This window comes from Afifella sp. JA880 (assembly GCF_025379905.1).
GTDB lineage: Bacteria > Pseudomonadota > Alphaproteobacteria > Rhizobiales > Afifellaceae > Afifella > Afifella aestuarii.
In genome coordinates this window covers 1237138-1259928 of the sequence record NZ_JAOANH010000001.1, presented here as the reverse complement: position 1 = coordinate 1259928, position 22791 = coordinate 1237138, and the positions used below count along the sequence as shown (strand labels likewise).

The following is a 22791-nucleotide window of genomic DNA, read 5'->3' as shown; positions in this document are numbered from 1 at the left end:
TCGTGCTTTGGCGGAGGCGGCGAACGGACGTCCGCGGGAGATACAGCGGAGTTAGGCGAAGACGCCGCTGCGGCAAGGTTTTGGGGGCGGCGAGGCCTCGCGCGACGCATCGGAAAGCCTTACTGGGCCGGCGCGCGCGCCCTGAAAGTCGTGAGACCTCTCTTGCGCCTATGGACGCGAGGTTGCGCGGCCGCCTCCTGCGTGGCTGATCGAGGCGTGGTCTTTTATAGGCGAACTGCGGCGAGCGGAATTTATTCCTCGCCTGCCGCCGTCAGCTCCCGTGGCGCCTTTTCGGCCGGCGCATTGCGGGGCTGAAAGCTGAGCCGCAGGCCGAGCGCTTTGGCGACCTTCAGGATGGTGTCGAGCGTCGGGTTGCCTTCCCCCGACAGAGCCTTGTTCAGGCCTTCGCGGCTGATGCCGGTGTCGCGCGCGAGCTGGCTCATATTGCGGGCGCGCGCGACGACGCCGAGAGCATGCGCGACGAAGGCCGGATCGTCGCCGCCTTCGTCCATGACGGCTTCGAGGTATTCCGTGATCCGGATCTCGTTCGTCAGAACCTCAGCAGGATCGAACGGGCGCAGTGTTTCAACGGTCATATCTGATCTTTCCACTTGTGAGCCAAGGCCTTCGCTTTCTTGATATCGCTGGCCTGGCTGCTCTTGTCGCCTCCGCACAGGAGCAGGATCACGACGCTCCCACGCTGCATGAAGTAGACACGGTACCCGGGGCCGTAATTGATCCGGAGCTCAGAGATGCCTTCACCGACGGATTTGACGTCGCCGGGATTGCCCTCGGCCAACCGTTCCACTCTGACGGTGATGCGCGCCGCGGCCCTGTCGTCTTTGAGGCGCGTGAGCCAGTCCATGAAAACGGGCGTGCGGAGTAGCTTCATATGCCAACTCTAGTGCGCAGGACAGGAATTGCCAACTGGAGTTATCAGGTGCGGCGTGGTCAGGCCTGCCGGGGTGTCGCCGGGCGTCGACCCGCTCGCTTGACTTTGAGGGCGGAAGGCCTAGCCTGAGGGCATCATGATCCGAGCGCTTCTTTCCATTCTGCGAATGCTCCAAGGCCAGCCCGTCACGGGACTGTAGCCCGAAGCTCGGCCGTTGCGCCTTCCGAGCTTCGGGGGTGCGCAGCGATTTTTCATGATCCATCAACTGCATGATCTGTGATCCGGTCGTTCTGCGACCGGGACGATCCGCGATCTGAACGATCGGCGCGAAGGCGTTTTTCCCAAAACTCGTTTGCGTGGTCCGGCGGGATGTCTCGTCGGCCGAAGGGTCGTGCAACCATGTCTCAGATCGCCGAAAAAACTCAGATCGTCCAGAAACCTGTCGTCCGGAAACCTGGCGTCCGGAAACCCAAAGCCCTGCCGCGTCTCGTCATCGGCAGCGAAGATCATGCGCGCCTTTATGCGATCGCCAACAGCCTCGGCGGACCGCTCGCCGAGCTCGGCGAAAAGCTCCTGAGCGAGCTCGACCGCGCGCGGATCGTTCCTCAAGAGAAGGTCCCTGCCAAGACGGTGCGCATGGGCTCGACCGTTTCCTTCGCCACGAGCGACGGTTTCGAGCGGACCTACAAGCTCGTCTATCCCGAAGAGGCCGATGTCGCGCAGGCGCGCATCTCGGTGCTGACGCCGATCGGCGCCGCGCTCATCGGGCTTTCGGAAGGCCAGACGATCCCCTGGGAGGCGCGCGACGGCCGCGCCCTGTCGCTCACCGTCCTCAAGCTCGCGGACGAGGGGTGAGCCCGATGTTTTGCCGTGATGTCCGCGCCTGCGGCGGAGCGGAGGTTCTGAAATTCTGCACGTCTGGCCGGGCCGGCATCAGCCAGCCCGGCCGTGGGTCCTTCACGACACGACATAACCGGGACACCAGACATGCCAGATGCGATTTTTCCCAAAGTTACTCCGCGTGATTTCTCCATCCTCGAGAACCTGCTCGAGGCCCGCCTCGGCAGCGACGAGCTTCTCGTGGCCGCATTGCGACGCAAGCTGCGCGAGGCGCAGCTCGTCTTCTCCGAGGATCTCCCTGCCGATGTCGCAACGATCGATTCGCGCATCCTATTGCGGGTCGACGAGCGGCTGCCGGCGGAACGAACCCTGGTGACCCCCGCCCATTACATCCCGGGCGTGGGTCATCAGTCGATCGCCACCCCGCGCGGCGTGATGCTGCTCGGACTCACGGAAGGCGAGAGCGTCGACGTCGATCACCTCGACCGGATCGAACGCGTCGAGGTCCTGAAGGTGCTGTACCAGCCGGAGGCGGAACGCCAGCGCTGGGCGCGCATGACGCGTCCGCATCTGGTGCCCGCGCGAAGCGCCGTAAACACAGGTGGGATAGCGTCGGGCGGACGGCCGGGCGCTGCCAACACAACGCTCATGTCGTCGCATGACGACGATCCCGGGCCGGCAGCCGCCTGAACCCGGCCCGGGGGCAGGACCTCCCGGGTCAGGACTTTGCGGAGAAGCGCGCGAGGACGCGTGCGAGGAAGCCTGACAGCGTCGCGCGCATGCGCCGTTCGCGCGCATGGAGAAGATGGAAGGGCCGCGCCGGACCTTCGTAATCCGGCAGGAGACGCACGAGCCGGCCTGAGGTGAGATCGTCGGCGACGGCGTTTTCATAGCCGAGCGTGATGCCGAATCCGTCGAGCGCCGCCTGGTGGATCGCCCGCCAGTCGTTGATCGACAGACGGCTCGCGCTCGGCACCTCGACCGTCTCTCCGCCCTTCGAGAAGGGCCATTCGCGCCCGAGCGCGCCGGACCAGGGGCTGAAGCCGAGGCATTCGTGGTTGCGCAGATCCTCGGGCGTCTGCGGCGTGCCGTGTTCGGCGAGATAGGCGGGCGCGGCGCAGGCGACGAGCCGGTAGGGCGTCAACGGATGGGCGAGAAGCGCGTGGGTCTGGGTGAGCGGGCCGATGCGGAAGACGAGATCGAAACCTTCTTCAATCGGATCGACATAGCGGTCGCTCAAGACGAGGTCGCAGGTGACCTGCGGGTGGGCGCGGAGATAGGCGGTGACGAGCGGCACGAGCACCTGGGCCCCGAACGTCACCGGTGCGTTGATCCGCAACAGGCCGCGCGGTTCCGAACCAGTTTCAGAGGCCTGCGCTTCGGCGTCCGCGACATCGGCGAGGATCGCCTTGCAGCGGTCGCGGTATTGCCGGCCGAAATCGGTGAGGCTGTGGCGCCGTGTCGTGCGGTGGATGAGGCGCGTGCCGAGACGCTTTTCGAGTGCCTCGATATGCTTGGCGACCATCTGGGGCGAGATGGAAAGGGCGGTCGCGGCGGCGGAAAACGAGCCGAGCTCGGCGACGCGCACGAAGACGGACATGCTTTCCAGGCGGTCGGGCATTCACCACTCACACTTGGGACAGGAACAACCGGAGAGGCATTTATCACTCCTGGTTGGTCGCCGAAACTCGGCGCCCTGATTTTCAGGAACCTGGTTTTCGAGGAGTGAGGCATGGCCTTTTACATCGTGACGATGACGCATCCGGACGGTCCCGGCTGGAACGAACATGTGCTGGAGCATGTGGAATATCTGCTCGACCTGATCGACGAGGGCACTTTGAAGGCCTCGGGGCCGCTGAAGGGCACGCCGCTGCGCGCCGGCTTCCTGATCATGGTCGCCGACAGCCGCGAAGAGATCGAGAAGATCGTGGCGGGCGATCCGTTTGCGCGCGAGGATCTGATCGTGGAATTGACGATCGAGGAATGGGACCCGCTCTTCGGCGCATTCGGGGCGGAATCGAGCAAGGTGCTGCCGCCGGACATGAAGCCGCTGGCAGCCCGGCTCGGTTATGAATGAAAGCTCGGCTATCAATGAGGTGAGGGCGCGACATGCTCTATGAACTTGCGACGCTCTCCTGCCCGGTTTTGGGCGTCACCAAGGCGGCCGAGGGCGCGCGGCGGTGGATCGGCGATGAGGACGCGCTTGGAACGCCGCTCGGCATGTGGCGCTCCGACATCGGCACGATCGGCGAGCTTTTCGTGCTTCGCTCCTTCGAAGCCGAGGAGGAGCTGCGCGCCGAGCGTGAGCGCGCCCTGATGAGCGAGGACCCGTTCTTCGGCCGCGAGACGGCGAAGGGGCTCCGGATGGAGAGTTTCGCGCCCTTTCCCTTCCTGCCTGAGATTGCGCCCCGGCAATATGGCGGCCTCTTTGAGTTTCGCACCTATCATCTGCGGCCGGGCGGGCTGCCGCGCACGCTCAAGGGTTGGGAGGCGGCGATCGGCCCGGCTTCCGCCTATACCGATCACCTCGTGACGAACCTCTACGCCTTGGACGGGCCGCCGCGCATCACGCATATCTGGGGCTTTTCGAGCCTCGAAGAACGTGCGCGTCTGCGCACCGAGCACTACGCCGCCGGGCTGTGGCCGCCCAAGGGCGGACCGGAGGAGATTGTGGAGGCGAGTTCGACGATCGCCAAGGCGGAAGAGGGCTGGCCGATCGGGTAGAAGAAGCCCAGCCTTATCAGCTGAGGCGCGGCACCGGCAGGCAAGAGGGATCGTGGAAAGAGGTCACCGCGGTCGGTCGCGATCGACAGGTTTCAGGCTTCCTTGGCGCATGGATCTCCGCACAACTTCGATCAGACGCTTCGTGATCGTGCCAGGCAGATAACCGAAAGCAAATCCTTTCGACAGGTGCTTCGGATCGACAGGGCGCAGGTCGGGGCCCGGCCACAGGAAGTAATTGAGATCATCGGCGATGATCCAAGACTGGTCGGGATCGAGCCCGAGACGGGCTTTTGTCCCCGGCGGTATTTCGATCGCGGCTTCCGGGCTGGTGGGTGGCCTGTGCGTGATCGGTGCGACGACGACAGTCGTTCGACCTTCGCTCCGCTGCGTGGCCAGGACCACCGCACAGGGACGATCTTTGAGACCTTCTTCGACGCCACGTGCCGCTTCGAACCGCCAGAGATAGGCGCAGCGGATGACAAGGCCGGGTCGAGGATCCGGCAGAGTGGCCATCAGGCCTCGTCCCCTCAGACCTCGTCGTTGAAGCGTTGGCTTTCTTCAGGCGGTTCGGCGGTCTCGAGCGCCTCGCGAAGATCTGCCGGAAGCTCCCACGGATAGACGGCCTGGCGTGTATCAAGCGCCTTCAAACGCGCATATTCCTCCGCAGAAAGAACGACGAGACTGTCGCGGCCGTGGTGGCGGACGGAAACGGGCTCCTTGAGTGCCAGATCGCCATAGCGGCCAAACTGGCGCTGCAACTCGGCCGCGGTCACCTTGATCATCGACACCTCCTGCCGGACTTCGCCTAAAATAACGGCCCAAAAATAAGGAAAGTCCGGCAGATCCGCAATCAAGCCGCGCCGGCCGATCACCGCGTGGGCTTCGGCCGGACCCGTGATCCTCACACAGCCGGGAGCGGGGCTTTGTCGGTGAGGCCCATGACCTTGAGGGCGAAGGCGTATTCGATGGCGACTTCCTTCAAGGCGTCGAAGCGGCCGGAGGCGCCGCCGTGGCCGGCATCCATATTGGTGCGCAGGAGAAGGATGTTGTCGTCGGTCTTGGTGTCGCGGAGTTTTGCGACCCACTTCGCCGGTTCCCAATAGGTGACGCGCGGATCGGTGAGCCCGGCCATGGCGAGAAGCGGCGGATAGGCCTGCGCGGTGACGTTGTCATAGGGCGAATAGGCGAGGATCGTCTGATAATCGGCCGCGCTTTCGACCGGGTTGCCCCATTCGGGCCATTCCGGCGGGGTGAGCGGCAGCGTGTCGTCGAGCATGGTGTTGAGGACGTCGACGAAGGGCACGTCGGCGATGACGCCGCCGAAGAGATCGGGTGCCATATTGGCGACAGCGCCCATCAGCATCCCGCCCGCCGATCCGCCATGGGCGACGATCCGCCCGCGCGTCGTCAAACCTTCGGCCACGAGATGCTCGCCGGCGGCGATGAAATCGGTAAACGTATTGGCCTTCTTGCTGCGCTTGCCCTCTTCGTACCAGGCAAAGCCCTTGTCCTTGCCGCCGCGGATATGGGCGATTGCGTAGATGAAACCGCGATCGACGAGCGACAGGCGGGTGACGGAAAAGCCGGCCGGAATGGCGATGCCGTAGGAGCCGTAGCCGTAGAGAAGGCAGGGCGCGGAGCCGTCGAGCGGCGTGTCGGCGCGGTAGAGAAGCGAGACCGGCACCTCCTCGCCATCCGGCGCCTTGGCGATGATGCGGCGTGAGACGTATTTCGCCGGATCGTGGCCCGACGGCACCTCCTGCTCCTTGAGAAGCGTGCGGGCGCGGCTCTCCATGTCGTAATCGAAGACGCGCGACGGCGTCGTCGGCGAGGAATAGGAGAAGCGGATCGTCGTCGTGTCGAATTCGTAGCCGGGATCGAGGCCGAGCGAATAGGCCTCTTCGGCGAAGGCGATCTCGTGCTCCTCGCCGTCTTCAAGCCGGCGCACGACGATGCGCGGCAGCCCGGCCTCACGCTCCAGGCGCACGAGGTGTCCGCCGAAGAGGGCGTGCGAGAGGAGAAGGCGCCCCGGCACATGGGCGACGAACGGCTGCCAGTTCTCCAGCGAAGGCGACGCGACGGGCGCCGTCAGAATCTGAAAATCTTTGGCGTCGCCGGAATTGGTGCGGATGAAGAGCGTGCCGTCCGCCTCGTCGACGTAATATTCGATGCCGTCGCGGCGCGGCGCGATAAGGATGGGCTCTGCCTCCGGCCGGTCGGCCGGGATGAGCCGCGTCTCCGAGGTTTCGTGCGTGTGGCAGTCGATGAGGATGAAATTGCGCGACCGCGTCGCGCCGAGGCCGACGAAGAAACCGGGATCCGCCTCCTCATAGATGAGGACGTCGTCCGTGACCGCGGTGCCGAGCTTGTGGCGGAAGACTTTCGACGGGCGGTGATTGGCGTCGAGACGCACATAGAAGAGATGCGTGTTGTCGGCCGCCCAGACGGCGCCGCCGCTCGTATCGGGGATGACGTCGGCGATGTCTTCGCCGGTTTCCAGATTGCGGATGTGGAGCGTGTAGAATTCCGAGCCGGCATCGTCGAAGGCCCAGGCGAGGCGGGAATGGTCGGGCGAATGCGCCGCGCCGGCGATCTTGAAATAGGCATGGCCTTCGGCAAGCGCGTTGCCGTCGAGAAGGATGGTTTCTTCCCCGCCGGCGCGCGGCTGGCGCACGAAGATGGGGTGCTGGCCGCCCTCGATGTAGCGGATCGCATAGGAATAAGGTCCGTCAGGCACCGGCACGGAGGAATCGTCCTCCTTGATGCGCCCCTTCATCTCCGTGAAGAGCTTTTCCTGAAGCGCTTCCGTGTCGGCCATCTGGGCGGAGAACCAGGCGTTTTCGGCCTCCAGATAGGCGCGGATCTCAGGATCGAGGACGGAGGGATCGCGCATCACCTCCTGCCAGTTGTCGGCACGCAGCCAGTGATAGGGATCGTTGCGGGTGTGGCCGTGGCGGGTGATCTCGTGCGGCCGCTTTGCGGCGCGCGGCGGGAAGGAAGGAATGTCGTTCATGGGCGCGAGGTAGGCCGGATTGTTTTCCGGGGCAAGGGAATGGGTGGTGCGGCGTTAACCTGGGGCCTCTTGGGGACGGCGGCGCGAACCTGCGGAAACCTGCATTGCCCCTGCGGCATCCGCGCACGGGGCGATGGCCGCAAGACAAAGCCGAGGGTTGCGCGTGGAGAAACCGGAGCGCCGATAAGAGATTCGCAGCTTCGGCGCATCTGCCCCCAGGAATGGCCGGAGCCTGACCAGAAGCGCGGCGTTTTGTGCCGGTTCTGGTGTCGGACATACTTGCAATTGCGCGATTTCGACTGTCCTCAGGATCACACTTCTGCGAGGAAATGCGGCGACGGCTGGACAAGGAAGGCGTCGCCCGGTCTTTCTCCTGTCGCGATTTGCCGGAAAGCATGGGTCATGCTTGAAAATCGCCGCGCTCTAAGGATTGCCAGAAGCGCCCAAATGCTTAGCTTGTCCGGCTGATGCGGCAAAGCTGGCAGCTTGCCCCGCTCTGGATCGCCCGCTATCCGTTCCTGGTCCCGCGAACGTCACCCCGCTGATGCAAGAATCCCAAATCGACTGGACTTTCCTCGTCATGGCCGCCCCGTTTCTGGCGGCGTTCGTGGCGCCGTTGTTGAAGCGGCTGTTGGGTTCTGGCGCGTCCTGGATACTGGCGGCGGCACCCGCGGCGATGTTTGTCTATTTCATCACGCTGATTGCGCCGGTCGCATCCGGCAGCGTCATCGCCAACGGCTTTGCCTGGGCGCCGTCGCTTCAAATCAACTTTTCCTACCGCCTCGACGGGCTGTCGCTTCTCTTTGCGCTTCTCGTCTCGGGCATCGGCACGTTCATCCTGATTTATGCGGGCGCCTATCTCAAAGGCCATGCGCATCAGGGGCGCTTCTTCTCCTTCATCCTCCTCTTCATGGGGGCGATGCAGGGGCTGGTGCTCGCCGACGATTTCATGACGCTCTTCGTCTTCTGGGAGCTGACCTCGATCACCTCCTTCCTGCTGATCGGTTTCGATCACACGCGTGAGGCGGCAAGGCGCGCGGCCTTGCAGGCGCTGGTGATCACGGCGGGGGGCGGGCTCTGCCTGCTGGCCGGGCTCCTGATCATGACCGGGCTCGTCGGCGTGCATTCGATGTCGGAGGCGATCGCGCTCGGCTCGGGTTTTGCGGAGAACCCGTATTACCTGCCGGTGCTGATCCTGCTTCTCGGCGGCGCCTTTACGAAATCGGCGCAGTTTCCGTTCCATTCCTGGCTCGCCAACGCCATGGAGGCGCCGACGCCGGTCTCGGCCTATCTGCATTCGGCGACGATGGTGAAGGCGGGCGTCTATCTGCTTTTGCGCGTCCATCCCTTCATGGGCGAGACCGCGCTGTGGACGACGATCCTGCCGCTCTTTGGGGGCGCGACGCTTCTCGCCGGCACGCTTCTGGCGCTCCGCCAGACGGATCTGAAGCTCATCCTCGCCTATACGACGGTCGCCTCGCTCGGCCTTCTCGTCATGCTGACGGGGACGAGCAACGAGACGGCGATTTTGGGCGCGCTCGTCTATCTTCTCGCCCATTCGCTCTTCAAGGGCGGCCTCTTCATGATGGCGGGCTCGGTCGACCACGAGGCGGGCACGCGCGATCTGCGCGAGCTCGGCGGTCTCGGGCTCAAAATGCCGGTCACCTTCCTTTCGGGCCTCGTTCTCGCCTGGGCGATGGGCGGGCTTTTCGTGACGCTCGGCTTCTTTGCCAAAGAGGCGATGTATGAAGGGCTTCTGCACGGGGAGGGCACGACGCCCGTGACGCTTGGCGTCGCCGTCTTCGGCAACGGTCTCATGTTCGCGGCCGCCTTCGCGGTCGGATTGCTGCCCTTCATCGGCAAGCGGCCCGAAAACCTTTCCGGCGCGCATGAAGGCCCGATCGGGCTGTGGATCGGCCCGCTCGTCCTCGCCTGTCTCAGCGTCGCCGGCATCGTCTTTGCGGCCTTCACGCAAGAGGCGCTGATCGGCCCGACGCTTGCTGCCGTCGCCGGGGCTGAGCCGCATCCAGATCTCTCCTACGCCATCCACGTGAACGAGGCTTTTGCCGCCTCCGGCGTCACCTGGGCGATCGGCATCCTGGCGCTTCTCGCCCTGCGGCCGGTGCGGCGCGGGCTCGCGGCAATTCTCGATGCGATCGGCTGGGGTCCCGACCGGGGCTTCGACCAACTCGTGAACGGGCTCACGACCGGCTCGGCCGCGGTGACCCGCTTCATCCAGAACGGCGATCTGGAACGCTATCTTTCCATTACCTTCACGGTCCTGGCGCTTGCGCTGGTCGTGCCGCTTGTGGTCTTCGGCGAATGGCCGCATGCGCCTGAGACCTTCGCGCTCGCGCCGCATGAATGGGCGGTGATGGGGCTTGCGGCCGTCGGTCTCGTCGCCGTCATCGTGGCGGAGAACCGGCTGACAGCGATCGTCTCTCTCGGCATCCAGGGCTTTGCCGTGGCGCTCATCTACATGCTCTTCGGCGCGCCGGACCTCTCCTTCACGCAATTCATGGTGGAGACGCTTTCGGTCGTCATTCTGGCGCTCGTGATGACGCGCCTGTCCCTGATGACGGCCGACCGGCGCAACATGTTTCAGCGCATCAAAGACGGAACGATCGCGCTCGCCTGCGGCATCGGCACGGCGGCCTTGCTGATTGCCGTCACGAACCAGCCCTTCGATTCGCGCCTGTCGGATTTCTTTGCGGAGCATTCGCGAACCATCGCCCATGGCCGCAACATCGTGAACGTCATCATCGTCGACTTCCGTGGTCTCGATACTTTGGGTGAGATCGCGGTCGTCATGATCACCGGCCTCGCCATTCTCGCTTTGTTGCGCTTCCCGGCGCCGTGGCGTCAGACGAGAGCCGTGGAGGAAGAGAAGTGAGCACCGTCATCTTTCGCGCGATCGCGCCTTATCTCACGGCCTTGATGGTGCTGTTTTCGGTCTTCGTACTCTTGCGCGGCCACAACAATCCGGGCGGCGGCTTCATCGGCGGGCTGATCGCGGCCTCCGCCTTTGCGATCTACGGCATCGCCTATGGCGTGCCGCCGGTGCGCCGGGCCCTGCGCTTTCATCCGATGGGGATCGCCGCTTTCGGGCTCGTCTTGGCGGCCCTTGCCGGGGTGCCGTCGCTTCTCGGCGGCAAGCCGTTTTTGACGGTGCTGTGGGCCTATCCGAAGATCTTCGGCATGGAGGTCGCCGTCTCCACGGCGACGTTCTTCGATATCGGCGTCTATCTGGTGGTTCTCGGGACCATCACCTCGGTGGCGCTGTCGTTGGAAGAAAGGGAGCGCTGATGGAAGGCCCGCTTGCACTTCTCGTCGGCTGCTTCTTCGCATCCGCCGTTTATCTGATGCTGTCGGATTCCTTGATCCGCATCCTGCTTGGCGTGACCATCCTGTCGAACGCCGTCAATCTTCTGATTTTCACGGCGGGGCGGATCGTCAAGGAAGTACCGCCGATCATTCCCGAAGAAGCGATGGTGCCGCCGTTTGAGACCGCCAATCCGCTGCCGCAGGCGCTGATTTTGACGGCGATCGTCATCTCGTTCTCGTTCTTCGCCTTCCTGCTGGTTCTGGTGTTCCGCGCCTATCAGGGGCTCGGCACGGACAAGACCGGGAAGATGCATATGGCCGAAGAGCCGGGTGATCCGGTTCCGCCCAGGGGCTATTGATGGCAGAGAGTGCAGGCCATGCAGCGGTGGACGTCGCGTCCGCCATGGTGACGGCGCCGATCGCGCCCCTGGACGCGATCATCGTCGCGCCGACTTTGATCACCCTTCTGTTCGGGTCCATCCTGTTGATGGCGCGCAAGCGCCCGGAGACGCAGGCGCCGCTCGGCATCGCGGGGCTCCTGTTTTTGACGGCGGCGACGGCCGGCATTCTGGCGCGCGTCGTGACGGGCGGGCCGCTCACCATGACCATGGGAAGCTGGCTGCCCCCCTTCGGCATCACCTTCGCCGTCGATGCGCTCGGTGCCTCCTTCGCCTTCGTGTCGTCGGTGGTGGCGCTCGTCGTCGGTGTTTTCGCAAGCCGCGGCCTGCGGCGCGTGGAGAGCCGCTACGGGTTTTATCCCTTTCTGCTGTTGATGATGACGGGCGTGTGCAACGCCTTCCTCACCGGAGACATCTTCAATCTCTATGTCTGGTTCGAAGTGATGCTGATCGCCTCCTTCGGCCTCATCGTCCTCGGCAATTCCAAAGAGCAGCTAGACGGCGCGGTGCGCTATGCCGTCCTCAATCTTCTGGCTGCGGCCTTCTTCCTGACGGCGACCGGCTATCTCTATGGGGCGCTCGGCACGCTCAACATGGCCGAGATCGCGATCAAGCTGCGCGAAGGCGTGCCCGGAATGCCGATCAACACGATCACGGCGCTTTATATTCTGGGCTTCGGCATGAAGGCGGCGGCGTTTCCGGTCGCCTTCTGGCTGCCGGCCTCCTATCACACGCCGTCTCCTTCCGCGGGTGCCGTCTTTGCCGGGCTTTTGACCAAGGTCGGCGCCTATGCGCTGTTGCGCACGCTGATCATGCTGATGCCCTCGGAAGAGGCGCTCTACGACACGTTTCTGACGGCGCTCGCCATCGGTACGATGCTTCTCGGCTCGCTCGGCGCGATGGCGCATTCCGATTTCCGGCGCATCCTCGGCTATCTCGTCATCTCCGGCATCGGCGTGATCCTGGCAGGTCTCGCGATCGGCACGGCGGAGGGGCTCTCGGGCGGCATCTTCTATGCCTTCCATTCGATGATCGTCATGTCGGCGCTCTATCTCGCCTCCGGGCTCGTCGGCCAGCTCGGCGGCAGCCAGGACCTGCGCAAGCTCGGCGGGCTCTACGGCGCGAGCCCGCTTCTGGCCGGGCTGACGCTGACCCTCGTCTTTTCCGTCTCCGCGCTGCCGCCGTTTTCCGGCTTCTGGGCGAAGATCCTGGTGACCGAGGCCGCGATGGTGGACGGGCGCTGGTGGCTTGCCGGCATCGTGCTCGGCACCGGCCTCCTCAACGCGCTTGCTTCGGGGCGCGCCTTCACGCAGATTTTTTGGCGTGGCGGACCGGTGGGGACGCCGGACGGTGCGGAAAAGAGCGTGCCCGGCGAGATCGCCAGGGAGGACCGGGCGGTGCTGTTCGGCTCGCTTGGCGCTCTCACCTTGCTGAGCCTGGTCATCGGCCTGTGGCCGTCGCCGCTGATGCGGCTTGCGGAAGCCGGTGCGGCCGGGCTTCTTGATCCGACCCTTTATATTCGCGCGGTGTTTGGAGGCGCTTCCTGATGGTGCTGTTTCCCGTCAACGTGCTTCTGGCACTCGCCTGGGCGTCGATCACCGGCAGCTTCACGCTGCCGAACCTGCTGTTCGGCTTCGTGCTCGGCGCCATCGCGCTGTGGCTCATTCGCGAGCAGATCGGCACGCGCGGCTATATCGGCCGCTCGCTCCGGGTGATCAATCTGTTCTTCCTGTTCATCTACGAACTGGTCATGTCGGCGCTCAAGGTGACCTGGATCGTGCTGCAACCGAAGATGCCGATTTCGCCGGGGCTGATCGCCTATCCGCTCAGGGTGAACCGGGATTTCGAGATCACGTTGCTTGCCAATCTCATCACGCTGACGCCCGGCACCTTGTCGGTCGACGTGTCGGAAGACCGGCGCACGCTTTACATTCACGCCATCGACGTGCCCGATCCCGACCAATTGAAACGCGATATCGCGCAAGGCTTTGAGCGAAAGATACTGGAGGCGTTCCGATGAGTGCTAGCGAGTTTCTCGAAATCTGCGTCCTGATTTCGCTGGCGCTTCTCGTCCTTTCGTTCGCGCTGATTACCATTCGCATCGTGCGCGGACCGACTTTTGCGGACCGGGTTCTGGCGCTCGATATGCTGGTCTCCACCGGCATCGGTTTCATTGCTGTGATCGGCGTGAAAACTGGTTTTTATCTTTATATCGACATTGCAATCGCTCTTGGGCTCGTCGGTTTTCTTGCAACCGTAGCGTTTGCCCGCTTCGTGATGCATTGCGGAGACGTGCTCGGTGGCGAATCAGCAATGTGCTACGGCTCCGATTCGGAGAAGCAGCGATGAGCGGCTTTCTCGACGTCTTGGTCGGCGTGATGATTGTGATCGGCTCGCTTTTCGCAGTCGTTGCGAGCGTCGGCCTCTTGCGTTTTCCTGACCTTTACACGCGCATGCATGCCGCCAGCAAAGCCGGAACCTTGGGCTCTGGACTGATGTTGTTGGCCCTTGCCTTAGAAGCGCCCCATTTGGACATCTTCACTCGCGCTGTGGCAGGTGTGGTGTTCTTCCTTCTCACCGCTCCGGTTTCCGCGCACCTTCTGGCCCGGGCGGCTTACCTCACTGGTGTAAAGCCGGTCCCTGAGACGGAGCCCGACGACTATTCGCGGGCTATAGGGGTGACGCGCTCCGATCCAGAAGGCGAGCGTTGAAACAAAGACTGCCATCTTCCGTAAAAGCAGGGTGGCGCTTTGTTGGTGAATTCCTATCTTTCCAGGAATGAGCGAGCGAGTGCTGACAGAATTTCACACCTTCTTGTTGCGCGCGGTGAAACGCCGCTAAGATTGCTGTGATGTAGGGTTTTTTCTTCTTGTCAGACCGCGCCACCAGCAGTAGCAAGGCGCACTTGATGACTTGCAGTGTGTTGCTGCAAAGGTCACATAGCGAGGATTCAATGGCAGAGGCTATCCAGAACGACAACCTGATCGAGCTCACGGCAGACATCGTGTCTGCTTATGTGAGCAACAACACAATTGCGGCTGGCGATATTTCCGGTCTGATCGGCAATATCTATCAAGCGCTGCAGACGACCGCCGATGGCGGCGCTGAGCCTGAGCCGGAGCCGCAGAAGCCGGCTGTGCCGGTCCGTCGCTCGATCAATCCGGACTACATTATTTGTCTGGAAGACGGAAAGAAGTTCAAGTCGCTGAAGCGTCACTTGCGCACGCATTACGACCTGTCCCCGGAAGAGTATCGCGAGAAGTGGGGCCTGCCGGCCGACTATCCGATGGTCGCTCCGAACTATGCGAAAGCCCGTTCGCAGCTTGCCAAGCAGATGGGTCTTGGTCAGAAGCGCGGCCGCCGCTGAACGACGTTTTCTTCCGAACGTGTCAGACGCCGGCCCTTATGCCGGCGTTTTACTTTTCCGGTCGGCGGCTCCCACGCCGGCGCTTTGCCTTCCCCGAACGCCGGCTCCCCCGCCGGCGTTTTGCGTTTTCCCGACGCCGGCTGTCATGCCGGCGTTTTCCTTTTGGATGTCCGGGCCTCGCAGAGCCGCGCAAGCTCGCCGCTTTCGGCGTCGAGCGCTGTCTTGAGCGCGATATGGCGATTGAGATCGTAGCTCCGATGGCCGGCCCGGCCTTTCCTGCGCTCCGCCCGCAGGGCGCATTTGAGACGCGCAACGATGCTGCGCGCGCGCTCCGTGTCATTCGTCCCGAGCTCTCCCGGCAGACGATGGATCAACCGCGGCAGATCGCTGTCGCGGCTGTACGTGCCGGCGCCGCTTTTGGCCGGGCGGGGAGGCGCCGAGTTTTGGCGCCGTTGGCGGCGAGTGGGCCTGCCGGCCCCGCCTGAGATTTGGGGATCGTAAAAGCACTGCGCATCGACCATGCCGGGAGCTCCTGAAGCTTTCGCGGCACGATCGCAGGGCCCGGAGCGGCGGGGATAAGTTCGGCGCCTCCCGGCGCGACAAGGTGTGCGGTAAGCTTAAAAACATATCCCCGGTTGCTTCTCTTCGCGGTATAGGAAATAAATCCTATCATTGGAGGAGGGGCCATGCAGAACCATTTTTACGACGATTTGCGAGGGTCGCAGGGGGCGTTCGGGCCATATCGGCGCGAAGCCGGCCGCGCCCTCGCTGGGAGTCCCGCCGCCGGACGTGCCGCCGCCGGACGTGCCATCGTCAGGGATCGGGAGACGGATGCGGAGAGTTCCGTCTGCCGCTTTGCCGAAGCGGCGCTCGGCGCGGTCTTTCGGGTCGGGCACCATGACCTGCGCAAGGCCGGACGGGGCGTTGCGCGGGTGGCGCAGACGCGGCAGGCGGCGATGTATCTCGTCCATGTCGGCTCCGGCCTGACGCTGACCAAGGTCGGCGCGCATTTCGGCCGCGACCGCACCACCGTCGCCCATGGCTGCCGGATGATCGAGGAACGGCGCGACGAGCCCGTCTTCGACCAGGTGATGGAAAATCTCGAATTCGCGCTGAGGCGCTGGATGGAGGTTTTCGGCGAGGATGCGAGATGAGCCGCGGGAAGAGGCGCGGCGGGGCGCTCGAAAGCCTGATCGAGATGCTGCTGGTCCATGCGGATGCGCGGCTCGTGGAGGCGGATGCGGCGACCTTCTCTTGCGAGGGTGTGGCGGGGCGGCGGCGCGAGATCCCGGCCGCCCTCGTCAAGAAGCTCCTGGCGGCGGGCCTCCTCTGCGAGGCCGGAGAGACGGGGCTTGTCGCGAGCGCGGAGGCCGCGGCATGGCTTCGGCGCATGAAAGCCGGCGAGCCCGCCTTTCTGGCGCAGCACAAATGCCTGGAACGCCAGAAGGGCGGCTCACCCTCGGCGCCCGCTCCGCTCGCCGATCTCGACGAGAGCCCGATCGGCCTCCTCGCCCGCAGAGGCGGCGAGGATGGCGCGCCCTATCTCGGAGCCCCGTTGGTGGCGGCGGCGGAGCGGCTTCGCCGCGATTTCGAGCGCGCGAGCCTGCAGCCGCGCATCACCGCCAACTGGCAGGCCGACCTCAAGGCGCCGAAAGGCTCCCGTCAGCGGGGCGGCCAAGCGGATCTGACGGAGACGGCGATCGCCGCCCGCGCCCGCTTTCATGCCGCCATGGACGCGGTCGGCCCAGAACTCGCGGGCGTCCTCGTCGATGTCGCCTGTTTCCTCAAAGGTCTGTCGAGCGTGGAGCGCGAACGCGGCTATCCGGCACGATCGGCGAAGCTCGTCCTGAAGCTCGCGCTGCAGGCCCTCGCCCGCCATTACGGCCTAGACGAAGAGGCCGAAGGCAAAGCGCATGTGGCGATGCGCCATTGGGGCGCCGAGGGCTATCGGCCCACGATCGGCGAGTGAGAGGGTGAGGAGGGGGGAATGCGCCGCGAGCGGGGAGACGGCTATTTCGCGTGCCGGCTCTCCGCGTCGCGGCGAATACGCTGCAGCATGGCGGAGAGGCCGTTGGAGCGCTGCGCCGTCAGATGTTCGCGCAGGCCCATGCGGGCGAAGACGGCTTCGGCATCGGTCTTCAGGATCTCTTCGGGCGTCGTGCGGGAATAGAGCGCAAGCACGATGGCGATGAGACCGCGCACGATATGGGCGTCGCTGTCGCCGCGGAAGACGAGGACCGCCTCGCCGTCCTCCACCGCGTCTTCGCTGACGAGCCAGACCTGGCTCGCGCAGCCGCGGACTTTCGTGGCCTCCGTGCGTTCCTCGGCCGGCATCTCCGGCAAGGCCCGTCCGAGCTCGATCACGTACCGGTAGCGATCCTCCCATTCGTCGAGGAGGGCGAAATCGTCGATGATGGATTCAATGCTCATGAAGGCCTGTCGCGTGCTTGCGTGTCCGCCGGGAGGTGCCCCGCCGTCGCCGGGCGTCTCAAAAAAGGTGGTGCAAGGCAAAATAGGCATATGAGCCCGGGGCACAAGCGCCGAGGGCCGGATGCGGCCTTGATGCGCGGCCCTGAAGCTGGCCCTGACAAGCGGCTCTGTTTGCGCGAATGGGCCGCGTTAACGGCAATCCAAAACATGATTACCACTTTGTGAAGTTTTGGCTTATTGTTGAAGCTAAGTTTTACGTTTTGCTGGAGCGGAACCCATGCAAGAGCAGCGCGCCCTCAGACGGCACCATTTGGACAAACGGTCGACCGTCATGTCGCATCGGCTCTATGCCAATTGCCAGGTGCGCAACATCAGCCCGACCGGCGCCTGCATCGAATTGGACAGCCGGGCTGTTCTGCCCGCGAGCGTGCGCCTGCCGATGCCCAATTGTGGCACCGCCTCGGCGAAACTCGTCTGGCAGCGCGGCAAGCTCGCCGGCGTCATGTTCAATGAGCCTTTGAACGGCGAAGTTCTGACCCAGTACATCGATGTGCGCGCCCCCGTCCGCCAGGAGCGGCAGGTGGCAAGGGATCTCGCCTCGACCATCGGCAAGCCGGCCGCACGCGCGCATCTGCGCCTCATCGATTGCTCGGCCGACTGAGCCTCGCCGGACGGGCTGTTCTCGCGCGGCGGCGTGTGGCTGCGCGCCGCTGAACAAATCCAGCCGTTTGAACAGGACTGGCGGCGAGAAACCGCATGCTTCGTCCGCAGTGTGAGCCGCGTTGTGCTTCAGCCGGTGAGCATTGCGAGCGCGACATAGGCCGCGAGACCGCCGCCCATCGTGACGACGACGTTGTTGGAAACCCAGGCGATGGCAACGGCCAGCGCCGCGGCGATCCAGGTTGTGGCCTCCGTGCCGGCGAGGGACGTCGCCACGAGCGCGACGACGATCAGGCCCGGCAGATCATCCAGAACGAAAGCGAAGCGGGACTGACGCAGGCGGTCGCCGGCGAGGAACCCGAGAAGGCGCGTCGCGAAGGTGGCGACCGCGAGCCCGGCGATCAACAGCCATTGCGAAGAGCTCATGCCGGCCTCCGATAGCGGCGCAGGAGAGCCGCAAGGGCGAGGCCGGCGAGAGACGCGACGAGGATTGCCGACGCCCGCGAGATCCCTGCCGAGACGAGGCCGATCGCCAGCACGAAGGTCATTCCCCAGGGAAGGAAAGCGGCGATGCGTCGGGGCGCCATGCTCCGGGCCATCGCAATGAACGCCGCGGTGAAGGCGAAGCCGAGCCCGGCCGCATCGAGGTCGGGCAGGACCGCGCCGATCTGCGCGCCGATCGCCGTCGATGCAAACCAGGTGACGAACATGACGCTGCCCGCCCCGAGGAGGAAGGGCGCGCCGATGCTCGGATCCTTGCCGCGCTCCGACATGGTGAGCGCCCAGTTTTCATCGGAGGTGAGGTGCAGGGCGAGGAGACGCCGCCATGGCGGCAGGCGGGCAAGGATGCCGGCGAGCGAAGCCGTGATCCCGAGATAGCGCAGATTCATGATCGCGCCCGCGAAGACGGCGCCGACCAGGCCGCTTCCCGCCGAGAACTGATCGACGGCGACGATTTGCGACGATCCCGCGTGAACGCCGGCGCTCATGAGCCCGACGCCCCACCAGGGAAAGCCCGCCTGAGCCGCCAGGACGCCGAAGGCGAGACCGTAAAGTGCGGCGCCGACGGCGAGCGGCAGGATGGAGAGCATGCCTCGTTTCATGCCATCGGTTTATCTGTCCGGAGCGAGATGATGAATGCGCCTGTTGCGCTTTCGGTGATATGATCAGCGCATAATAGGCAACCTTTCGAGTGAAAAAGATCATGGATGACAAGGATCGTGCGCTGCTTGTCGAACTGCAGCGCAATGCCCGGCTGCCGATTGCTGAACTGGCCGATCGGGCGGGGCTTTCGAACGCATCCGTTCAGCGGCGATTGAAAGCTTTGCGCGAGGAGGGCGTGATCCAAAACGAGGTGGCGCTGCTCGACCGGCAGAAGCTCGGTCTCGGGGTGACTGCCGTGATCCTGGTCGACCTGGAGCGCGACCGGCTCGACCAGATCGATGCCTTCAAGCGCAAGGCGCGCGCCGAACCGCAGGTTCTGCATCTCTACTGTATCGCCGGCGAGATGGATTTCGTGATGATCGCGGTAGCGCGCGACATGGCGGATTACGAGGCCCTGACCCACAGGCTGTTCTTCGCCGATGCCAATGTCCGCAAGTTCCGAACCTCCATCGTGGTCTCGACGGAAAAGGCGAGCTCGGAATATCCGATCCTGCCGTGAGGGGGCGGGCGCGGCGTCAGTGGCCCTCAGCTGGCGACGGGCGCTCCGGCTGCGTGGTGGTTGCGCTTTAGAGAAGACGCGGGCGGGGCTGCGGCAGGGCGATGTCTATGCGCGTGGTGCTCGGGGAGGCATCGTCGCTCGATGCGGTCTGCGTTTCATCGAGCCGCGCTTCGCTTGTTTCTTTGGTTTGAGCGTCGATGGCGTCCTCTGGCGGCTGCGACACGGGCAGGCGCGCGCTCGCCGGGATCGCCTCGATCGGGGGCGCGCCCCGGCCGCTCCACGGCACGGAAAGGTCGCTTGCGCTCAGGCTGCCGTGATCGACGTTGCCGTCATCGCTGCCGCCGGTGCTGGCGGAGAGGGCGGCGGAGGCCATGTCGCGCCCGGTGGCGATCTTGCGGCCGAGAAGGGTGAAGGTCTCGCGACTCGTGGCGCAGGCTTCCGGATGCCGATCGCACACGCCGCTCACATCCTTGGCGAGGACCTGGAAGGCGAGGGCGGATTCCAAAAGGGTGACGCGGGGCGGCGGGCCGCCATCGGGCGACGGAGGCAGAACCAAGATCAGTGCCGTCAACCAGAAGATTGATCGGAACAAGAACATAAACCTTACCCTGTTTGCGGATTCTTCCGATCCAGCGCCGCGAAGGAACCATGAAGGCTCCAAGAACGCGTTCATTAGGTGTCTACAATTCGACGCAAATCCGGCTCATTCCAGGCAGTAAGGACCTATTCCACAGTGCTGTTCCCGAAAGCTTGTTGCGGTGGTTAATACATGCTTTGTGCCGCCGAGCGGCACGACCGCCGGCCGTGGTTTGGCAGAGTTCAAGTTTCCTTAAGCCAAAGCGGCGAAGTTGAGGCACGACAAGCCGGTCTGAAGGAGGCCGGTCGACGATGGGGTTGGTGTGTGAGTGTGATGGCCTCCGAGGCGGATCGACCGATGTCCCGGACGACGAGCCGGGCTGCAGGCGGACGCCGGAAGCGACAGACGCGGGGTGACAAGACCGCGGCGGCGAAGCCGGCAGCGACGAAGGCGGCCTCAGCCCTCGGCGAGCGGAGCCGGCTCGGCCTCGTCCTGCGCCATGGCCCGGCGGCCGCGCTCGGGCTTCTGGCCGTGGCCGCCATCGTCAACGCGCTCGTCCTGCAGCATGGACGCCATCCCGATCCGCTCTTTGCCACGCGGGAGAGAGAGCCCGTCTCGACGCTCCAGGCGGGGGAGAAGGGCGATCTGGAAATGATCATCCGCACCGGCCTCGTCGTGCCGCGCGAACGCCCGGACGCGGTTGGAGCCGCAGAGGCGGCCTCCACTGCCGTGTCTTCCCCGGCGAGCTCAGCTTCCGGCTCAGGCCCCGACCCGGTCGTCTTCGCCGTGCAGCAGGCACTCGCCGACACGGCCTATGGCCCGGTGACGGCAGACGGTCTCAAGGGCCATGAAACGACCGAGGCTCTGAGACGCTTCCAGCTCGATCAGGGGCTCAAGGTGAACGGTGAGATCGACCGCGAGACGCTCGACCGGCTGGCCGCGATCGGCGCCATGCCGGACAATCCGTAAGCCCGTGTTTGCGCTCATTCGGTTTCGGGCCGGCTGCGAGGCCGGGCCGTCACGCCCATGGTGAGCCCATGGTGAGATTGCGCACCGACATCTTCGTGCAGGCGTTGATTCGCCGTGTCTCCGCCACGGGGGCCTTTGCCACCGTAGCGCGCAAAGGCGCGCTCGAAGCTGGCACGCTCTTCATCATCGTCGATCGTCTCGACGGACGCCTCGATCTCTATGGTCCTGCGCCACAAAGCTTTTTCATGGATGAGATGGAGATGCCGGCCGATCGTTTCTTCACACCACTTGTGCGCGAGGGAGAACGCGGCAAGATTGAGGAAAGGTTGGTGAGCGAAAGCCGTTTCGATCCTGACTTGTGGGTGGTGGAGATTGAGGATCGGGAAGGGCGTTCCTTCGTCGCGGTGGCAGACAGCGACGCTTCGTCGGGGCGGCCGTAACCCAGAATCGCTTTATCCCCGTTCAGCAGTTGTTAACCATACTGCGGCGACAGTGGGTTCGCCGGATCAACGGACGGCCCTTCTGAGGAGGTGGATATGGCCGAAATCCTGAACTTTCCGACGCTGAGCGAAAGCCAGGCGCGCAAGCCTGCACATAGCGGCCCGTGCCAGATTCTGATGTTTACCGGAGTGCGGGTCGAATACCGCGACGAGCCGGGCAGCGTGGCGCTTTCGCGTCGGGCGCGGGCGGCGACGAAGCCGAAGAAGCGCCGCGCAAGCTAAGACATTTGCGGCGGCGCCTGCGTTTCAGCCGGCCGGCTCAAGCGGGGCCGGCACGCATTCCGCCGCCTGAAGATGTTCGATCGCGACCTGGCGTTCGCGCGGGGTCGGCGCATAAAAACGCACGAGTGCGATGAGATCGGGCTGTGCCGCTTCCACGACGATGGTCTGATCGAGGGCTGCGGACGTGGTTTCCTTCAACTGAGCATTCTGAATCGGATCGACGATCAACATGTCGAGCCGCCCGTCGATCGCCGTGCGATCGTTGACGGAAAAGAGGACGGTGCCGCGCCGCTGGTAGAGCGCCAGCGACCAGAAACTGTTCGGCCCCGAAAAGGACAGAGACGCCGGCGCATCTTTCAGCGAGATGCGGCAGGCGCCGTGCACGAAGAGCGGATCGAGCCCGGCGATCGCCGGCCCCTTGCCGTCGGGCGGCAGGAGCGTGAAGCCCGCTTCCGTCGTGACGGCGGCAAGCTTCGACCAGCCGTCGCTCGAGGCGAGCCGCGGCACCAGGAAAATCACCACGATATGGATCGAGGCGGCGAGCAGGAAAATCGCGAGCAGCCAGGCGAGTAGGCCGCCGAAGAAGCCGGCCGGGATGAGCCGCCGGCGGCGGCCGATGCGCTCCTCGTAGATCATCGGCAGCCCTTCGGAGTGATCGCCGGAACGGTGAATTGCGTGAGCGCCGTCACCGTGCGGGCCGTGGTGTCGTAGAGGCGCGCGGCGAGCCGGATCTGGCCGGCACCTTCAGAGGAGAGCCAGTTGCCCGGCTGCGGATTGGGCGCCAGCGTGATGGTGAAGGTGCCGTCCGCCTTGCGCACGATCTCGTCGCTGCCGAGTGCCCGGCCGCCGCGTTCCGCCGGCGGCAGATGTCCGCCCGCAGCGGTTTCCACAGAGATGGTCCAGAGCCGGGCCGACGGCATCTGGCCGGAAATTTCGTAGCTGCATGCGCCGTTGAGGTCGCCGCCCGCATCGTCGGAGCGGGCAAGGAGTTTCAGGCCTTCGCTCGGGCCGAGCGCGAGCTCGCCGGTGCGGGCAAGACGGGCGCGCGAATAAGGATCTTCGTCCTCCGTGCCGGCGCGCGGCCAGCCTTTCCAGGCACCGCTTTCGATCGTGTCGATCGGCGTGAGGTCGCGCAGGCTCAAAAACGCGCTGCCGACGCCCAGGACGAAGGCGATGGCGACGCCGAGAATGATGACGAGGGCACGCAAGGCA

Annotated in this window: 32 protein-coding genes; 19 read left to right on the top strand and 13 right to left on the bottom strand. The window is 64.6% G+C overall.

Annotated elements, in window-relative coordinates; genetic code table 11:
• Positions 1–251: 251 nt before the first annotated feature.
• Together NYQ83_RS05990 and NYQ83_RS05985 are read right to left on the bottom strand one after the other, a co-directional pair.
• The gene (locus NYQ83_RS05990; protein ID WP_261213278.1) at positions 252–596 is read right to left on the bottom strand and encodes an addiction module antidote protein; all 345 of its coding nucleotides are present in this window, start codon (positions 594–596) and stop codon (positions 252–254) included.
• Positions 593–892, bottom strand: a complete 300-nt coding sequence (locus NYQ83_RS05985) for a type II toxin-antitoxin system RelE/ParE family toxin (protein ID WP_261213276.1) — start codon at positions 890–892, stop codon at positions 593–595. The genes NYQ83_RS05990 and NYQ83_RS05985 overlap by 4 nt, the downstream gene beginning before the upstream one ends.
• 399 nt (positions 893–1291) lie before the next feature.
• Here NYQ83_RS05985 and rnk point away from each other — a divergent pair, with 399 nt between their 5' ends.
• Together rnk and NYQ83_RS05975 are read left to right on the top strand one after the other, a co-directional pair.
• Entirely contained in the window at positions 1292–1747 is a 456-nt protein-coding gene (gene rnk, locus NYQ83_RS05980; RefSeq protein WP_261213274.1) for a nucleoside diphosphate kinase regulator, read from the top strand.
• Positions 1748–1879: 132 nt separating this feature from the next.
• On the top strand, positions 1880–2422 hold the full coding sequence (locus NYQ83_RS05975) for a nucleoside-diphosphate kinase (protein ID WP_261213271.1): 543 nt from the start codon (positions 1880–1882) through the stop codon (positions 2420–2422).
• A 28-nt stretch (positions 2423–2450) separates the two neighbouring features.
• Here NYQ83_RS05975 and NYQ83_RS05970 read toward each other — a convergent pair whose 3' ends face one another.
• Positions 2451–3353 carry a LysR family transcriptional regulator gene (locus NYQ83_RS05970; RefSeq protein WP_261213269.1) on the bottom strand — a complete coding sequence of 301 codons (903 nt, stop codon included), beginning with the start codon at positions 3351–3353 and terminating at the stop codon, positions 2451–2453.
• A 111-nt stretch (positions 3354–3464) separates the two neighbouring features.
• Here NYQ83_RS05970 and NYQ83_RS05965 point away from each other — a divergent pair, with 111 nt between their 5' ends.
• Positions 3465–3809: a YciI family protein gene (locus NYQ83_RS05965; RefSeq protein WP_261213267.1), complete on the top strand. Its 345-nt coding sequence runs from the start codon at positions 3465–3467 to the stop codon at positions 3807–3809.
• A gap of 32 nt (positions 3810–3841) precedes the next feature.
• Positions 3842–4456 (top strand): NIPSNAP family protein, encoded by a 615-nt coding sequence (locus NYQ83_RS05960; protein ID WP_261213266.1) that lies wholly within the window; start codon positions 3842–3844, stop codon positions 4454–4456.
• A 63-nt stretch (positions 4457–4519) separates the two neighbouring features.
• Here NYQ83_RS05960 and NYQ83_RS05955 read toward each other — a convergent pair whose 3' ends face one another.
• The 3 genes from NYQ83_RS05955 to NYQ83_RS05945 all read right to left on the bottom strand — a co-directional run bounded on the left by NYQ83_RS05955 (position 4520) and on the right by NYQ83_RS05945 (position 7469).
• Positions 4520–4969: a type II toxin-antitoxin system PemK/MazF family toxin gene (locus tag NYQ83_RS05955; RefSeq protein WP_261213264.1), complete on the bottom strand. Its 450-nt coding sequence runs from the start codon at positions 4967–4969 to the stop codon at positions 4520–4522.
• 14 nt (positions 4970–4983) lie between these two features.
• Complete coding sequence (locus NYQ83_RS05950; RefSeq protein ID WP_261213261.1) at positions 4984–5238, bottom strand: type II toxin-antitoxin system Phd/YefM family antitoxin; 255 nt, start codon at positions 5236–5238, stop codon at positions 4984–4986.
• Between the two features lie 119 nt (positions 5239–5357).
• Positions 5358–7469 carry a S9 family peptidase gene (locus tag NYQ83_RS05945; protein ID WP_261213260.1) on the bottom strand — a complete coding sequence of 704 codons (2112 nt, stop codon included), beginning with the start codon at positions 7467–7469 and terminating at the stop codon, positions 5358–5360.
• Between the two features lie 544 nt (positions 7470–8013).
• Between NYQ83_RS05945 and NYQ83_RS05940 the strand changes: the two genes are divergently transcribed.
• From NYQ83_RS05940 to NYQ83_RS05905, 8 genes are all read left to right on the top strand, one after another.
• Positions 8014–10362: a putative monovalent cation/H+ antiporter subunit A gene (locus NYQ83_RS05940; RefSeq protein WP_261213258.1), complete on the top strand. Its 2349-nt coding sequence runs from the start codon at positions 8014–8016 to the stop codon at positions 10360–10362.
• Positions 10359–10775, top strand: coding sequence for a Na+/H+ antiporter subunit B (locus NYQ83_RS05935; RefSeq protein WP_261213257.1), 417 nt, complete (start codon positions 10359–10361; stop codon positions 10773–10775). Before NYQ83_RS05940 ends, NYQ83_RS05935 begins: the two co-directional genes overlap by 4 nt.
• Entirely contained in the window at positions 10775–11152 is a 378-nt protein-coding gene (locus NYQ83_RS05930) for a Na+/H+ antiporter subunit C (protein WP_261213255.1), read from the top strand. Before NYQ83_RS05935 ends, NYQ83_RS05930 begins: the two co-directional genes overlap by 1 nt.
• The gene (locus NYQ83_RS05925) at positions 11152–12738 is read left to right on the top strand and encodes a Na+/H+ antiporter subunit D (RefSeq protein ID WP_261213253.1); all 1587 of its coding nucleotides are present in this window, start codon (positions 11152–11154) and stop codon (positions 12736–12738) included. The genes NYQ83_RS05930 and NYQ83_RS05925 overlap by 1 nt, the downstream gene beginning before the upstream one ends.
• A complete protein-coding gene (locus tag NYQ83_RS05920) occupies positions 12738–13211 on the top strand; it encodes a Na+/H+ antiporter subunit E (RefSeq protein WP_092809369.1) in 474 nt (157 codons plus the stop codon). Before NYQ83_RS05925 ends, NYQ83_RS05920 begins: the two co-directional genes overlap by 1 nt.
• Entirely contained in the window at positions 13208–13540 is a 333-nt protein-coding gene (locus tag NYQ83_RS05915; protein WP_128292569.1) for a cation:proton antiporter, read from the top strand. The genes NYQ83_RS05920 and NYQ83_RS05915 overlap by 4 nt, the downstream gene beginning before the upstream one ends.
• Positions 13537–13902 carry a monovalent cation/H(+) antiporter subunit G gene (gene mnhG, locus NYQ83_RS05910; RefSeq protein WP_128292570.1) on the top strand — a complete coding sequence of 122 codons (366 nt, stop codon included), beginning with the start codon at positions 13537–13539 and terminating at the stop codon, positions 13900–13902. Before NYQ83_RS05915 ends, mnhG begins: the two co-directional genes overlap by 4 nt.
• A gap of 242 nt (positions 13903–14144) precedes the next feature.
• Positions 14145–14558 carry a MucR family transcriptional regulator gene (locus NYQ83_RS05905; protein ID WP_092809372.1) on the top strand — a complete coding sequence of 138 codons (414 nt, stop codon included), beginning with the start codon at positions 14145–14147 and terminating at the stop codon, positions 14556–14558.
• Between the two features lie 143 nt (positions 14559–14701).
• Here the strand turns inward: NYQ83_RS05905 and NYQ83_RS05900 are convergent, their stop codons facing one another.
• A complete protein-coding gene (locus tag NYQ83_RS05900; protein ID WP_261213249.1) occupies positions 14702–15079 on the bottom strand; it encodes a DUF6477 family protein in 378 nt (125 codons plus the stop codon).
• 165 nt (positions 15080–15244) lie between these two features.
• Here NYQ83_RS05900 and NYQ83_RS05895 point away from each other — a divergent pair, with 165 nt between their 5' ends.
• Both NYQ83_RS05895 and NYQ83_RS05890 read left to right on the top strand, forming a co-directional pair.
• On the top strand, positions 15245–15712 hold the full coding sequence (locus tag NYQ83_RS05895) for a helix-turn-helix domain-containing protein (protein ID WP_261213246.1): 468 nt from the start codon (positions 15245–15247) through the stop codon (positions 15710–15712).
• Positions 15709–16527, top strand: coding sequence for a DUF6456 domain-containing protein (locus NYQ83_RS05890; RefSeq protein ID WP_261213244.1), 819 nt, complete (start codon positions 15709–15711; stop codon positions 16525–16527). Before NYQ83_RS05895 ends, NYQ83_RS05890 begins: the two co-directional genes overlap by 4 nt.
• A gap of 41 nt (positions 16528–16568) precedes the next feature.
• On the opposite strand, the gene NYQ83_RS05885 is transcribed toward NYQ83_RS05890, so the two are convergent.
• Positions 16569–16988 (bottom strand): SufE family protein, encoded by a 420-nt coding sequence (locus NYQ83_RS05885; protein ID WP_261213242.1) that lies wholly within the window; start codon positions 16986–16988, stop codon positions 16569–16571.
• A 277-nt stretch (positions 16989–17265) separates the two neighbouring features.
• On the opposite strand from NYQ83_RS05885, the gene NYQ83_RS05880 reads away from it, so the two are divergent.
• Complete coding sequence (locus NYQ83_RS05880) at positions 17266–17649, top strand: hypothetical protein (protein WP_261213240.1); 384 nt, start codon at positions 17266–17268, stop codon at positions 17647–17649.
• Positions 17650–17777: 128 nt separating this feature from the next.
• On the opposite strand, the gene NYQ83_RS05875 is transcribed toward NYQ83_RS05880, so the two are convergent.
• Both NYQ83_RS05875 and NYQ83_RS05870 read right to left on the bottom strand, forming a co-directional pair.
• A complete protein-coding gene (locus NYQ83_RS05875) occupies positions 17778–18074 on the bottom strand; it encodes an AzlD domain-containing protein (RefSeq protein WP_261213238.1) in 297 nt (98 codons plus the stop codon).
• On the bottom strand, positions 18071–18751 hold the full coding sequence (locus NYQ83_RS05870) for an AzlC family ABC transporter permease (protein WP_261213236.1): 681 nt from the start codon (positions 18749–18751) through the stop codon (positions 18071–18073). The genes NYQ83_RS05875 and NYQ83_RS05870 overlap by 4 nt, the downstream gene beginning before the upstream one ends.
• 101 nt (positions 18752–18852) lie before the next feature.
• On the opposite strand from NYQ83_RS05870, the gene NYQ83_RS05865 reads away from it, so the two are divergent.
• On the top strand, positions 18853–19311 hold the full coding sequence (locus tag NYQ83_RS05865; protein WP_128292577.1) for an Lrp/AsnC family transcriptional regulator: 459 nt from the start codon (positions 18853–18855) through the stop codon (positions 19309–19311).
• Between the two features lie 67 nt (positions 19312–19378).
• Here the strand turns inward: NYQ83_RS05865 and NYQ83_RS05860 are convergent, their stop codons facing one another.
• A complete protein-coding gene (locus NYQ83_RS05860) occupies positions 19379–19903 on the bottom strand; it encodes a DUF5330 domain-containing protein (RefSeq protein WP_261213233.1) in 525 nt (174 codons plus the stop codon).
• 342 nt (positions 19904–20245) lie between these two features.
• On the opposite strand from NYQ83_RS05860, the gene NYQ83_RS05855 reads away from it, so the two are divergent.
• The 3 genes from NYQ83_RS05855 (at position 20246) to NYQ83_RS05845 (ending at position 21579) form a co-directional block, all read left to right on the top strand.
• Positions 20246–20857, top strand: coding sequence for a peptidoglycan-binding domain-containing protein (locus NYQ83_RS05855; protein WP_261213231.1), 612 nt, complete (start codon positions 20246–20248; stop codon positions 20855–20857).
• 68 nt (positions 20858–20925) lie between these two features.
• On the top strand, positions 20926–21297 hold the full coding sequence (locus NYQ83_RS05850) for a DUF1491 family protein (protein ID WP_314733288.1): 372 nt from the start codon (positions 20926–20928) through the stop codon (positions 21295–21297).
• Between the two features lie 96 nt (positions 21298–21393).
• The gene (locus NYQ83_RS05845) at positions 21394–21579 is read left to right on the top strand and encodes a hypothetical protein (RefSeq protein WP_128292580.1); all 186 of its coding nucleotides are present in this window, start codon (positions 21394–21396) and stop codon (positions 21577–21579) included.
• 24 nt (positions 21580–21603) lie between these two features.
• Here NYQ83_RS05845 and NYQ83_RS05840 read toward each other — a convergent pair whose 3' ends face one another.
• The gene (locus NYQ83_RS05840) at positions 21604–22215 is read right to left on the bottom strand and encodes a hypothetical protein (protein WP_261213229.1); all 612 of its coding nucleotides are present in this window, start codon (positions 22213–22215) and stop codon (positions 21604–21606) included.
• Positions 22212–22787 (bottom strand): DUF1214 domain-containing protein, encoded by a 576-nt coding sequence (locus NYQ83_RS05835; RefSeq protein ID WP_261213227.1) that lies wholly within the window; start codon positions 22785–22787, stop codon positions 22212–22214. The genes NYQ83_RS05840 and NYQ83_RS05835 overlap by 4 nt, the downstream gene beginning before the upstream one ends.
• Between the last annotated feature and the right edge of the window lie 4 nt (positions 22788–22791).